The following is a 13360-nucleotide window of genomic DNA, read 5'->3' on the forward strand; positions in this document are numbered from 1 at the left end:
CCATTGGGAGAAGTAACTAGGATTCGTAATGACACGGAAAACATCTTCGGGTTTATAAGTGAAAAAGCGTTCAAATCTTAGAGCATAACGACCATTTGACTTATGTAGTGTGCCAAATTGATTCATCATATCATCCTCCCTTACTTTTATATCCTTAAAGTCTTACTATTCACCATTAATTCAAATAAACAAATTAGGCTCAGAAAAAACTAACAATACTCATATTTGTTTTCATGCTTTTATAGTACCAAACATTTATATAACTAAATAATAAAATCATTTTCGTGTTCTTCAACAATCTGACCCTATTGTGAAAAGACGCATTCCTTATTAAAGAAATGCGCCTGATGGTGGCAGATAAAGAACAGCTAACAGAATGGTAATACAAATCGCCGATAAACTGGCAGCTGTATAGAGATAATAAAGTCTTTTAATTTTGCTTTAAGAAACAGCAAAGGGGATACTGGCCATTCCATATCGCCCGTTCGTTATTGAATTATTGATTGTCTAATCTCTTAATCTTTTTTGTAAGTTCATTGAATCTTTGATCGAGTTCTGTATACTCTGGGCTTTTGGATGATAAAAAGCTCAATTTTCCTAATACTTCTTGTCGCTCTGTTTCAAGCTTTAAGCGCTGTTCTGCAAGTGAATCAACCTTTTCATTTGATTGCTTTAATTTCTTTTGAATACGATGATTTTCAAAAATCAACTGAACGGAAGTCGTTTTACTTAAGAAATATTGATCGTGTGAAACAACGACCAGCGTACCGGTATACTCTGCTAACGTTATTTCCAATTGCTCTCTCGAAGGCAAATCTAAATGGTTTGTCGGTTCATCTAAAATTAGTACATCTTTTTCTTCCAGTATATATAGCATAAGCTTACACTTCACACGCTCTCCCATACTCATCTGTTCAATTGGCTCAGACCACCTGCTTGCCGTAAATCCTAAATGCTTCATTAAATTCTGAACCTTGCCCCGTTCTTTAAATGTTTCACGTTTAAATAATTGTTCAGGCGTTTGTTCTAGCGGTAAGTCAAATACTTGCTGCGTTAAATAACCAATATTCGCAGATGGGGAAACCCAAATGTCCCCGCAAGCCTGCTCCTTGCCCATTACGATATTTAAAAGTGTTGTTTTCCCACTACCGTTCGGGCCAATAAGCGCTACTTTTTCACCGTGTTGAATTGTAAAATTCGTCTGTTCAAATAATATCCGTTCCCCAAACTCCTTTTTTAAATTTTTCACCTCTAAAAATCTTTTGCCAACCTTCGTATTCGCTTCTAACGAAAATCGAACAAGATAATCCTCCTCGACACGTTCAACCTTCGTCTTCTCAAGTTCCTTCTCAAGACGTTTACGCTTAGATTTGACTTGAGAATCCATTCGTTTCGCTTTTAGGCGGTAATATTCTTTAGCACCTTCTTGCTTCGTCGATTGTGCATGCGCTTTTTGAGACCACGATGTCAGTTCGTTTATTTGATTTTCAACGAGTTCGATTTTTCTTTGTTGTTTTTCATACTCTCTTGCCTGCGTTAATCTTCTTTGTTCTCGAATCTTTATATAATGCGTATAGTTTCCTTTTTGCTCGATTAATTTCGAATTTTCAATCGACCAAATTTTTGTCGCTACAGTATCCAAAAAATATCTGTCATGTGAAACGACAATGATTGTACCCGTATAATTTTCTATTTGATTCACTAACAGCTGCGTACTTTCTATATCTAGATGGTTTGTTGGTTCATCTAATAAGAGTAACCCTGGTGCTAACGCGAAACCTTTTGCAAGACGAATTTTGAGCTTTTCTCCGCCACTTAACACTTCGTAAGGAACATCCGGAATATGCCATTTCGCCATCAAGGTAGCTTCTAATTGTGTAACATGCTCAGATGCGTATGTTTGTTTCTCCTGATCCACTAAAAAGACATCGGTTTTGTCATTCTTCCATTCAACCTGTCCCTCAGATAGCTTTATAGTCCCAAGTAAAATTTGTAATAGCGTGGACTTTCCGCTACCATTACGGCCAATTAGACCAATCACTTCTCCACGAACGATAGTTGCGTTAATATCTTTAAATAGAATACGATCCATAATTTCTAAATTAATATGATTTAATTTAACGATTTCTTGCATCGTATCACCCTTTCTTTTTCAAGGGAGAAAAAAATCCTCCCAAATGAATTTGGAAGGATTAGTTGCATTTTTCATAACGAAAATAAGCTATTTAATGAATAACTTAAAAAATTATATGGAAAATGGGCAGACTAATCCTATTTTTTAATTTGAAAAATCAATTTTCAAATGTTTGAAATAAGATTAGTTCTTCATCGGCCACCCATCATCCCTTCTAATCTGATTTCATATATTATACCCACAAAATCAATGAATGAGAAGAAAAGTGTAGTTAAACTAATAACCATTTTGCTTTCTTTTACCCAAGCCCATATAAGATAACGATCGAATTACATACCAAGAAAAGAATAAGCATTACTAATATAGCGCCAGGAAAGATACATACAGACAATCGCTAAGATAAATAAGATGACAGAAGTTATAAAAATGTAAAATAAATTCTATATAATATTCTGTATTCTTTTAAAACATTATAGATATTACCCTAGGATACGAAGAATTTTAAAAAAATAGAAAACCTTCTTATAAGTACGATCGTCTATATATCTAGGAAGGAAGGGTGAACGGTTTTGGAGGAGTTTGTGTTGAAATGGTCTCAAGCGAAAGATGAAGAATCCTTACTGGATGAAATCATGTCCCTGTATGGCCAGGATATTCTGCAATTGGTCTATTCCTATGTGAAAGACCCAGTTGTGGCAGAGGACTTGACTCAGGAGATTTTCATCAAATGCTATAAGGCATTGCCCGCGTATAACCAACAATCAAATGTAAGGACGTGGCTTTGGAGAATTGCTATTAACCATTGTAAGGATTATTGGAAAAGCTGGTACTTCCGAAAAGTTTCGCCTGCTGATAGGCAGCAGGACTGGACTTCTACCGATAATGTGGAAGAAGCAGTCATTCAGCACGATGAAGACAGGCAGCTTGCTGCTGCTGTCATGGAGCTGCCTGTCCAGTATCGTGAGGTCATTTATCTCCATTATTTTCAGGAAATGAAGCTACAGGAGATTTCTGAAATTACCGGGATCAAACTTGGAACGGTGAAGACCCGGATGCGCCAGGCGAAAAGAATGTTAAAAACCTATTTGGAGGAATCCACCGATGGAAGATAAATTAACACGCTTGAAATCGGCTATGAAAAAGCATACATTTGCTGATTTGAAATTCACGGAAAATCATAGAAACTCCATCCATACTGCTATCAAAAAGCAGGATGTGAGCAGGGAAGACATCATGATTGCTATTTTCAGATCATTGGATAAGGAGAAAAGCGGTTATCAAATTAACGAATCTCTTTACCAGAAAGGCATCCGGAATTTTGAAGATAATGAAGGCTCCTTGTATGCTGTCCTGCATGAGCTTGAGCAGGAAGGCTGGCTCCAATCTTTTTGGGAAACGGAAGACAGGAAGTTCTATTCCTTGGATGAACGTGCGAAAAAGTGGCTAAAGAAAACAGAATCTAAAAGTGGTTCAACCGCTTCCCGCTTGCGTACGGCGTTTGAAGGAGGAGGAACCGATTGAGAAGCAATCACTTTTTAGATGAGGTTACGTCTTATATCCGATCAAAAGAAGCAAAAAAATATATAGAAGCTGAATTAAAAGCCCATTTGCATCAAGCTAAGACTGAACTGGTCAAAAAAGGATATACAGAGGATGAAGCAGAGATTCTAGCTGTCAGAAATATGGGAAGCCCCTCTGTCATTGGGCAGAAGATGGACAAGCTGCACAGGCCGAAGATTGATTGGAAACTAATGAGCATGTTTCTGTTCATGTCAGCCGCAGGCCTGGTTTTGTTTTCGTTCTTATTTAAAGAGGGTAATTCATTTTCAGTGCTGAAGCAGGTATATTCTGTAACAGGAAGTATAATCTTGGCCTGTGTCCTTCTTTTTTTCGATTATCGAAAAATTCAGAGATGGGGCTGGGTTTTCTTTACGATGGGATGTTTAATTCTCGTTCAGTTCCCATTTTCCAATGTAACGGTGAACGGCAGTCCGCGAATTAATATTCTCGGTGTATTGTCGGTCGATTCCATTGTGGTTCTGCCGCTTTTTCTGCTTGGCTGGGCGGGAATTCTGCAATCAAAAAAGATGAATGTTTATTTGGCCGCCATTCTATACGTTTGTTCTGCTTTCCTGTTTCTGAATACAATCAATTGGCAGGCGGTGGCGCTTTATTCATTGATGGTCGCTGTCATGGTCTGGAAGAGCGGCCTAAATAAAAGGAAAATCCTTATCACTGCATCGGTCCTGCTTACTATATGTGTTTCCCTTCTGCTTATATCCTTGAAAAATGTAAGGCCCTATCAATTAGAAAGACTTTATGCGTTCTTCACGCCTGAAAAATTCAGTGAGACATCGGGGTATATGTATTTGAGACTGGAAAAGCTAATTGCGGATGCCGGATGGCTTGGTCATTTTGGTTCGCTCGGGGAGATTGATCTATTTAATCAAATGATGACGGATTTCATCTTTGTAACGATTACCTATACGATTGGCTGGGCTGGAGCTTTGCTCATAGGGTTGCTGTTTTTATGGATCATCTGGCGAATGTCCCGTATATTCCGGGCTGTGAAAGACCCATTTGGGAAAATGCTTGTTTCCGGCAGTCTAGCCATATTCACTGCGCAGGTAACTGTCAGCATCGGAATGTCTCTCGGTTTATTACCAATAATCAGCATATCGCTGCCATTTATGAGTTATGGTGCTTTATCAGCGATGATTAACGCCTGCTTGTTTGGCCTGATTTTAAGTGTGTATCACAAAAAAGATATTCTGCTCGTGAAGAACATATAAGAGTATGGCACTGTGGCCATACTCTTTTTTAAAGATAATGGCCCGCACCCATTTGTAATAGAAAACTACTATATTAAACTATTATGTATATTGTTTTGTACACTTTGTTTCAAATAATTGTATTGTTCTTCATTGGTATCCAGAAATGCCTCTTCTCTATTAGAAAGAATATCCATGTACACTATATCTTCGTTAAATTGAGAAGTTGTTAAATCATAACGTTTACCATTAATAATATTGTAAAAATGCCAGCCATCAGATAGCTTAGTTTTCCGTATTTCTCCACCCAATATATCATTGACCACTAATGTTGTTACCCCACACTGACCTTTTGCAGGGTCATCATTACTCCATTTTGAACTTGATTTTGACGACCAAGAGTTTGATCAAGCGTTAATTATCCGTTGTATTTGTGATAGTTCATTCGTACCCATTAAAAATTCTCCTTTCACAAACTATTGAATTTCAATTTTTAAATGATTAAATTAACCCGGCCTAGTTAGTCTAAACAGAATTCTTTACAATCTTATCTGTATTTTAACATAAATATCCAATATCCCGCGTGTTGTTCCACAATCTGGCCCATTGTTAAAAGGCGCATTCCTTATTAAAGAAATGCGCCTGGTTGCTAAAGATTTCATGTAAGCTTATTGATGAAAGCACCCATTTTAGTAATGTTCTTCACAATTTCTAATTCCAAAAGAGCTACCGTCGTCTTGCCCTTAATAAAACAGATATTTCTCTGTTGAAAAACCAATCTTAATAATCAGATCGTCTTTATAATTTTTCCCCGTTTGTTGCAATTACGTCTTTATACCAGAAAAAGGACTTCTTCTTTTTCCGCGTCAATGTTCCGCTGCCATCGTCTTGTTTATCAACATAAATGTAACCATAACGTTTGGAGAACTCACCTGAAGAAGCACTGACCAAATCAATGGGTCCCCAGCTTGTATAGCCTATTAATTCAACTCCATCTTCAATGGCTTCTCCCATTGCTTTAATGTGTTCTCGAAGATAGTCAATCCGATAGTCATCATTGATGGATCCGTCCTCTTCTACTTTGTCATAGGCTCCTAACCCGTTTTCTACAACAAATAACGGTACCTGGTAGCGATCATATAATTTGTTTAAGCTAATACGTAATCCTACCGGGTCGATTTCCCAGCCCCAGTCACTTGCTTTTAAAAATGGATTCTTTATGCCGCCAATGATATTCCCTTGTGCAGCTTCTCCCTCTGCCTTCACTAACTTCTCGGTGCGGGACATGTAATAGCTAAATCCTATATAATCAACTGTGCCTTCTTTTATTAATTCTAAATCACCATCTTGAATTTCTAACTCGATATGATGTTCTTTAAAGTATCTCTTAATGAAGGCGGGATACTCGCCCCTTACTTGCACATCTGCACAAAAGTAATTGAAAAGGCGTTCTTCCTCAAGGGCATACATTACATTTTCAGGATTGCTATCAAAGGAATACACAGGTGCAAAGAGAATCATACAGCCAATTTGTGAGTTAGGAATGATTTCATGGCAGGCTTTTACCGCAATGGCGCTGGCGACAAATTGATGATGGAACCCTTGAAAGGTTGGCTGGTATTTATCCTCTTCTTTTTGAATGGAAAAACCAAGACTTTGAATCGGCATAACCAGGCCGCTATTGATTTCATTAAAAGTCATCCAGTACTTTACTTTATTTTTATAACGATTGAATACTGCATTTACATACCGTTCAAAGAACGTCACCACTTGACGGTTTCTCCAGCCACCATATTCTTTTACCAAATTCAAAGGCATTTCATAATGAGAAATGGTTACCACTGGTTCAATTCCATGTTTATGCAATTCATCAAACACACGCTCATAGAAAGCTAACCCTTCTTCATTTGGCTCCAACTCATCACCGTTTGGAAAAATTCGTGTCCACGCAATCGACATACGGAATGTCTTGAACCCCATCTCCGCAAACAACGCAATATCTTCTTTATATCGATGATAGAAGTCAATCGCTTCATGGTTTGGATAGTAGTACCCGTCCCGATGGACTTCAAAATCAAATCCTGGATTCAGTAATATATTATATCGTTCTTCTCCACCTGGAAGAACATCGGCAATATTTAACCCTTTATTCCCTTCGCCAAACCCGCCTTCAATCTGATTAGCAGCTGTTGCTCCTCCCCATAAAAAATCTTTTGGGAATTGATATTTCTTCATTCTAATACCTCCCAATATTCATTCCATAGTCATTACTATTTGTTTTTTGTGTAAATATATAGCTTATTCTTTCTTAAAACAATCAGACCTCTCCGGGTAAGAGTATAGTCTTTCCCACTGCATATCTGCTTCATTTACTCTGTACCACCTTTGGCAGAAAGGATTTTGCCCTAGTATGCAGGCTCTCCCAATTATCCCTAGCCTATATGGAGTTCGTGTTCTTCAGACCAGAGGTTTGCCGCTCGTTCCTTCAGATTCCACGTTACCATGGATATCCTTGCATTAGGCTATCTGTGACTTCTGCCTTCATGGTTCAGGACTTTCACCCTATAGACTGCACCCATGCCGGGCGCACTACAAGAAAAAAAGGATGCACAGCATCCCTCTTTTCAAGCAGCTGATAACTTACTTATCTACCAGCCTTTATTGTTATACATGTATCTTTTTAGATTAACCCCATACTTCTTTTGCCACATCAACGATTAACTTTAATTTGTTCCATTGCTCTTCTTCTGTCAGGTTATTGCCATGATGTGTAGATGCGAATCCACATTGAGGGCTAATGCACAGCTGTTCCAATGGTACATATTGTGAGGCTTCTTTGATCCTTTCTTTAATGGCTTCCTTATCTTCCAACTCAGGAAACTTAGAAGTAAATAACCCCAGCACTACTCGTGGTGCATCCTCCCCAGTCGGGATATACTTTAAAGGTTCGAATGTTCCTGAACGTTCATCATCAAACTCTAGGAAAAATCCATTTACTTTTTCCTTATTAAGCAAGGTGGGCGCAATAATATCATAGCTTCCGGAAAATGCGTAGTCAGACTTATAGTTGCCTCTGCAAAGGTGGGTAGTTACAAAAAGGTCCTCAGGCTTATCATCTAGAACACCGTTGACGACACGTAAAGCTAAATCAATTAAATATTCACGTGAGTATTTGGCGTCACTAAAAGGGATATCTGGGGCGGAAAGACCAGCAATATATACATCGTCCAACTGCAGGTAGCGTACTCCTACCTCATAAAAAGCTTTAATAGTTTGTCTGTATGCTTCAATAATATCCTTAGCAAACTCTTCCCAATCAGAATAGATTTCCGGGTTGATAACTCCGGCATTGAAGAACTGGTTAGGGCTCGGAATCGTTACTTTGGCAATCGCCCTGTCACCAACAATTTCAACCAATTCCTTTGCATGTTGAATGAATGGGTGTTCAGGATTGTATGCTACTCTCGCTACAGCACGTACATCATGCTTATCCGTTTCCATCTTGCTGAATTTGTAACCTTTTTCCGGAGTGTATCCTTCTATCCCCAGCAGGTTCTCCATGAAGTCGGTATGCCACCAGTTACGTCTGAATTCACCATCTGATACCGCTTTAAGACCAACCTCAACTTGCTTATCAACAATTCTTTTTACTTCTGCCAGTTCTATCTCTCTTAGCTGTTCGGCGCTAATCTCTCCGTTATTGAAGCTGGATCTCGCTTCTAGCAAGTGTTTGGGTCTTAATAAACTTCCTACATGATCTGCTCTGAATGGTGCCTTTGTCAACGTAATGGACATAAAAAATACCTCTTTCCTTTTCGTTATTTCTAAAATGTAAGACCAAAAAAATAAAAACCTCTTCTTGAAGCAGAAGAGGTTGTTGGCGGCTTGGTCCATGTCTCTTCTTATCTTCAAGCTTTAAGCTTCTGGAATTAGCACAGTACGATAAAGTCTGCTGCTGAGGTATCAAAGGGCCAGTCCCTCCACCTCTCTGGATAAGAATTATATTTACTTTTTTATAACTCTACCGTTAATAGTATCCGAGGTCAAGGGGAAATTAGAAAATTTCTAATAAGCAGAATACTGTCTTTACTTTGGGAAGCCGGTTTATGAAGGATATCACCAAGAAACTTTTAGCAATTTTATGATTGAGTGGAAATGCCCTTTCCTCCTTTTGGGAACAGTGTAGTAATTCTCTCCATCCCTGCAATTATTGGCTTCGCACGCTGGATTAATGTTTGTGTTGCTTCCAGGGATAAGGATGCTTGATGAGCACTCTCGTTACTCCATACTTCATAAACAAAGACAGAGTCAGGGTCGTTATCAGAGATGTTTACGACATATAACTCACAGTCATTAATATCATCCATTGATTTGGCAGCATCTAAAAGAATTCCCACTAAAGTGTCACGTTCCCCTTCAATCGCAGTAAGCTTTCCGTACAGTCCAAATTTACTCATTTTAAGTCCTCCTTATTTATAGGAACCCATTAAATGTTCCACACCATTATGTAAATTACCTTTGATTTACCAAAACTATTTTTGTTTATATTCAGTTTATTATTACGTCGTAAAACATCTCTTTCCATTCACTATTTTTCACAAAATCTGCTTGCAGCTTCATAAATCAAACTGATTATTATTACGTAACACCGTTATAAACCCATCCAATATATCATGACTGACAGAAAATCCCTTGCGTTTATAGAATTCTAAGGCGTCATTATTGCCATTTGAGACAAAGATAAAATAATCTTCGACATCATCAAATTGCGTCAACCACTTCATGGACATATCAAAAAGTTTAGATCCAATCCCATATTGTCGATAATCTTCTTTAATATAAAATTGTGATAAACAACCTACGTTATTTCCGCGAACAGTAGAAAGGTCAAAAAAAGTGGCAAATTCATTTGAATAGGTTTCTTTAGAAGAGATATTGGAATATACATAACCAACTATTTTATCATCATGTCTAACTATCACAGTATAATTATGTATTGCATTTTGTATTGAAGGAATCATCCGTGTGTCAAAATTCATGTTGTCAAACAATTCCGGTTTGATGTGTGATTTCGACTTTTGAAAGGCCATAAGTTCATTACACAGATCTCTACAGTATTCAATTTTTTCATCAGGAATCATTTCATATTTTAGATTCATATTTTACACTCCTTTTATATCATTTTATTCGGAAATGAATTTATCTGCTTCATCCGATTCGTTCTTGTCAATTTAGTGGGAGAAGTTTTCCACATCTTGTTTTAACAGTCATTTCCTTAGTATCCGTTTAAATATCAACAAAAAGGAGATGATCAAGGTCTGCCTAGTGTTCAAACAAGACATTCCCACTCTTAATATATGATTTCACATCCTAAGCCCATTGATACAAATAGATGTTTCAATTCTATCATTTTGATTAGATTGTGATTATACGATTTTTTCTTAATCAACTAAACTGCCACTTTTTATTAATAAGAAAGTTACACTTTCTTTTTTATATTGAACCGCTATATACTGAAAATAAAGTAGTTTTTATAAGGAGAATAAATTCTTATGAAGGACGAATTAAGATATATAGGGGAAAAGGTCGTCCAGAATCATCGTACCTTGGCTCAAAATGTGATCAGTATTCCAGAGGTAGAGAAATCTGATTTTAAATTATCTGAACGTGTCGACTTCAGGGCAAAGTTAATCAAATACTTTGGACAGGCATTGTACGAGGATTTGGATATTGTGACCCCAAAAATTACGGTATGGGGTAAAAAAACAGCTGAATCGGCAATTCAGTATCAAGTATCATTAAGCGATTCATTAAGGGCAACCTCTAATCTAAGACATGTCATCTGGAATGCATTTACTGAAGAACTAGAACAAAAGCAATTTGCTGCCATTACCATGCTCGACGTTTCAAAAATCATCGACCCTTTAATCGATCACCTTTTCCATATTTTCGGTGAAACATACGAGACTTATAACAACGACCTAATGAAGATCGCTTATACTGCACTAGAAGACCTATCGGTTCCAGTTGTTCCTATTGTCGATGGAATTGCGGTCATCCCTATTATAGGTGAAATAGACACACATCGTGCTAGATTAATAATGGACATTTCATTAAATGAAGGAGCACGGCTAAACTTAAGCAAAATCATTTTGGATCTTTCTGGTGTTGCAATGATTGATACAATGGTTGCCGACAAAATTTTTCAAGTTGTCAAGGCTTTGAAACTGACTGGTGTAGAAACAATCATCACGGGGATACGTCCAGAACTCGCTCAAACAACCGTAAAACTGGGGTTGGATTTTAAAGACATACAAACCCATTCCCATTTACAACAAGCCTTAAAAAAATTAGGCGTAGGATTGGTATTCTAAACACACCTATATAATATTTTGGTATGTTTTAATAAAAAAATATTAAACGGCCCCATTGCGCAATACGCAGTGGGGCCGTTTCTAATTAAATTTTAAAACGGGTAATCATAGTTTGTAATTCTTCAGCTAAAGAAGATAGTGAGCGTGCCGAATGTAATATCTCCTCGGATGATGCCAGTTGTTCCTCGGTTGATGCCGCAATATTACCAACTCCTGACGTCGTCTCTTTCGTTAAGACAGATATTTCATTAACAGAAGTTGTTACTAATTCAAAGCCTGAATTTAGCTGCCCGGCTGTCGCTGCAATTTCTTGTATCTGAGAAGAAACAGCTTCAATCGAATGCAAAATTTCATTAAATTGAGTTGCGGCTTCTGTTGTGATCGCCATGCCTGAAGAAACATTATCCTTCACGTTTTGAATCGAATCAACGGTATCTTCTGTTTCTTTTTGAATGCTGACGATAATTTCTGTTATTTGGTTGGCTGACTTGCTTGATTGCTCGGCAAGTTTTCTTACCTCATCAGCAACCACAGCAAAACCCTTCCCCTGTTCCCCGGCTCTTGCTGCTTCAATGGCCGCGTTCAGCGCGAGCAAATTCGTTTGGGCTGAAATATCATTGATTAAAGCAGTAATATGGCTGATCTTTTCAGCAGAATCTGACAAAGACGTGATTCCTTGGACGGTATTTTCGACGGACGAGTGAATCGACTGCATTTGTCCAATGATCTGGGTAACTGATTGAACCCCGCCCTCTGCTTTTTCTTTTACGCCTATTGTGGTATCCGCAACTCCCGTTGTAGTTGATGTGATATTATTTAATCCATCGAGTGACTCTTTTAAAGCAATCGTGCTTTCCTCTGTCATTTTAAGCTGGCTGCCCGAGCTAGCAGCAATTTCCTGCATAGAGTGAGACAATTGTTCCGTAGCTGTTTTTGCCTGCTCAGCACTTGCCGAAAATTCTTCCGATGAAGCAGCCACTTGTTCAGAAGATGACTTGATATTAAGGATAATTTCACGGATTGAACGGATAAAATCGTTAAACGAACTGGCTAGCTCACTTAATTCATCCTTGTTCTTAACCATTATCTGTTTAGTCAAGTCTGCTTCCCCTGTAGCGATTTCTTTCATCTGTGTACCCAGTCGGTTTAAAGGCTTAACAATTGAAGCAATAATGATTGTTCCAAATACTGCACAAGCAATAGATACACCAACGGTAATCACGATCAAGATCAGCACGAAACTGTTCATTCGGTCGTCCATCTGCTTGCTGTCCGCTTCAGTTTCTTTCGTGAGGTCCACTAAATAGTCTTCAATGGCCGGGTCGAGTATCTCTTTGCGGATGTTCCGTTCCTCACCAAAATGAAGATCCATGGCTTCCTTAGAACTTGAAGAATAAAGTGACACTACTTCCTCACTTACATTCCAATATTCTTTAAACCCTTTTTCAATTTCAGCGATTGTTTGCTTTTCTTCAGAGGTGCGCGCCATTCCCCTTAACATTTCAATCGAATCTTGAACCTCGCCTGCTTTTTCTTTCATCTGTTCAGGAAACTTGGGATCTCCTTGAATTAAGAAAGCTCTTTCATCATTTGATAATCCAGCCAGACGATACTGAATATGCTTTAACTGTCTCTGGAGTTGGACATCCTCATTTAATTCGGTGCTATCCCGATGGGACTTGTTCAGTTCAAAGATCGAAAATGCCCCTAACAAGATTAATGAAGCGATCAAGGTTCCAAGCAAAACAAATAACTTATGGCGAATTTTCATGTTGTACCTTCTCTCAAGATAATATAAATATGTATAATTGCTATATCGGCAAAATAATTAAAGTTTTAATATTATTCTGGATAATTAACAAAGCACAAAATGAACTGATTAACGGCTACTAATTCGCCACTTATCAATGAGTCTGAGTACCAATTGAAAGAAAAAAAGGCTCTTCACCATAACTGGTGGTTTAATATTGATTAACGTAATATCTCAGTTAATTTTGCAACAAAGTTGATTGGAGTGGAGGGTGCGAGACTCCTCGAAAATGCATACGCATTTTCTCGTGCGGTGCCTATTCATGGATGAT

At 38.0% G+C, this 13360-nt stretch carries 10 protein-coding genes, 1 pseudogene and 1 riboswitch; of the genes and pseudogenes, 4 read left to right on the forward strand and 7 right to left on the reverse strand.

All coding sequences use genetic code 11. The features are described 5' to 3' along the window. Positions 1–496: 496 nt before the first annotated feature. Complete coding sequence (abc-f, locus tag D0463_RS15500) at positions 497–2134, reverse strand: ribosomal protection-like ABC-F family protein (protein WP_117308289.1); 1638 nt, start codon at positions 2132–2134, stop codon at positions 497–499. Between the two features lie 569 nt (positions 2135–2703). On the opposite strand from abc-f, the gene D0463_RS15505 reads away from it, so the two are divergent. The 3 genes from D0463_RS15505 to D0463_RS15515 are packed head-to-tail and all read left to right on the forward strand — an operon-like array spanning position 2704 to position 4926. Next, positions 2704–3246, forward strand: coding sequence for a sigma-70 family RNA polymerase sigma factor (locus tag D0463_RS15505; protein WP_117308290.1), 543 nt, complete (start codon positions 2704–2706; stop codon positions 3244–3246). Then, positions 3236–3655 (forward strand): PadR family transcriptional regulator, encoded by a 420-nt coding sequence (locus tag D0463_RS15510; protein WP_117308291.1) that lies wholly within the window; start codon positions 3236–3238, stop codon positions 3653–3655. Before D0463_RS15505 ends, D0463_RS15510 begins: the two co-directional genes overlap by 11 nt. Continuing rightward, complete coding sequence (locus D0463_RS15515; protein WP_117308292.1) at positions 3652–4926, forward strand: FtsW/RodA/SpoVE family cell cycle protein; 1275 nt, start codon at positions 3652–3654, stop codon at positions 4924–4926. Before D0463_RS15510 ends, D0463_RS15515 begins: the two co-directional genes overlap by 4 nt. A 68-nt stretch (positions 4927–4994) precedes the next feature. On the opposite strand, the pseudogene D0463_RS15520 reads toward D0463_RS15515, so the two are convergent. From D0463_RS15520 to D0463_RS15545, 5 genes and pseudogenes are all read right to left on the reverse strand, one after another. Further along, positions 4995–5360: pseudogene (locus D0463_RS15520) on the reverse strand (YunG family protein). A gap of 343 nt (positions 5361–5703) precedes the next feature. After that, positions 5704–7140, reverse strand: a complete 1437-nt coding sequence (locus tag D0463_RS15525; protein WP_117308293.1) for a glycoside hydrolase family 1 protein — start codon at positions 7138–7140, stop codon at positions 5704–5706. Between the two features lie 450 nt (positions 7141–7590). Further along, positions 7591–8700 (reverse strand): 5-methyltetrahydropteroyltriglutamate--homocysteine S-methyltransferase, encoded by a 1110-nt coding sequence (locus tag D0463_RS15535; RefSeq protein ID WP_117308298.1) that lies wholly within the window; start codon positions 8698–8700, stop codon positions 7591–7593. Positions 8701–8804: 104 nt separating this feature from the next. Further along, positions 8805–8904: riboswitch (SAM riboswitch) on the reverse strand. A 140-nt stretch (positions 8905–9044) separates the two neighbouring features. Continuing rightward, positions 9045–9362 (reverse strand): putative quinol monooxygenase, encoded by a 318-nt coding sequence (locus tag D0463_RS15540; RefSeq protein WP_117308294.1) that lies wholly within the window; start codon positions 9360–9362, stop codon positions 9045–9047. A 159-nt stretch (positions 9363–9521) separates the two neighbouring features. Then, positions 9522–10064: a GNAT family N-acetyltransferase gene (locus D0463_RS15545; RefSeq protein ID WP_117308295.1), complete on the reverse strand. Its 543-nt coding sequence runs from the start codon at positions 10062–10064 to the stop codon at positions 9522–9524. 393 nt (positions 10065–10457) lie between these two features. Between D0463_RS15545 and D0463_RS15550 the strand changes: the two genes are divergently transcribed. Further along, positions 10458–11279 (forward strand): STAS domain-containing protein, encoded by an 822-nt coding sequence (locus tag D0463_RS15550; RefSeq protein ID WP_117308296.1) that lies wholly within the window; start codon positions 10458–10460, stop codon positions 11277–11279. Between the two features lie 85 nt (positions 11280–11364). On the opposite strand, the gene D0463_RS15555 is transcribed toward D0463_RS15550, so the two are convergent. Continuing rightward, a complete protein-coding gene (locus D0463_RS15555) occupies positions 11365–13050 on the reverse strand; it encodes a methyl-accepting chemotaxis protein (protein ID WP_117308297.1) in 1686 nt (561 codons plus the stop codon). Between the last annotated feature and the right edge of the window lie 310 nt (positions 13051–13360).

The organism is Bacillus sp. V59.32b (assembly GCF_003429085.1).
In the GTDB taxonomy this organism is placed as follows: domain Bacteria; phylum Bacillota; class Bacilli; order Bacillales; family DSM-1321; genus Peribacillus.

Excerpts from the sequence above, each read along its gene's own strand:
- D0463_RS15525 (WP_117308293.1), bottom strand. The coding sequence starts at position 7,140 with ATGAAGAAATATCAATTCCCAAAAGATTTTTTATGGGGAGGAGCAACA.
- D0463_RS15545 (WP_117308295.1), bottom strand. The coding sequence starts at position 10,064 with ATGAATCTAAAATATGAAATGATTCCTGATGAAAAAATTGAATACTGT.
- D0463_RS15555 (WP_117308297.1), bottom strand. The coding sequence starts at position 13,050 with ATGAAAATTCGCCATAAGTTATTTGTTTTGCTTGGAACCTTGATCGCT.
- D0463_RS15550 (WP_117308296.1), top strand. The coding sequence starts at position 10,458 with ATGAAGGACGAATTAAGATATATAGGGGAAAAGGTCGTCCAGAATCAT.
- D0463_RS15535 (WP_117308298.1), bottom strand. The coding sequence starts at position 8,700 with ATGTCCATTACGTTGACAAAGGCACCATTCAGAGCAGATCATGTAGGA.
- abc-f (WP_117308289.1), bottom strand. The coding sequence starts at position 2,134 with ATGCAAGAAATCGTTAAATTAAATCATATTAATTTAGAAATTATGGAT.
- D0463_RS15510 (WP_117308291.1), top strand. The coding sequence starts at position 3,236 with ATGGAAGATAAATTAACACGCTTGAAATCGGCTATGAAAAAGCATACA.
- D0463_RS15540 (WP_117308294.1), bottom strand. The coding sequence starts at position 9,362 with ATGAGTAAATTTGGACTGTACGGAAAGCTTACTGCGATTGAAGGGGAA.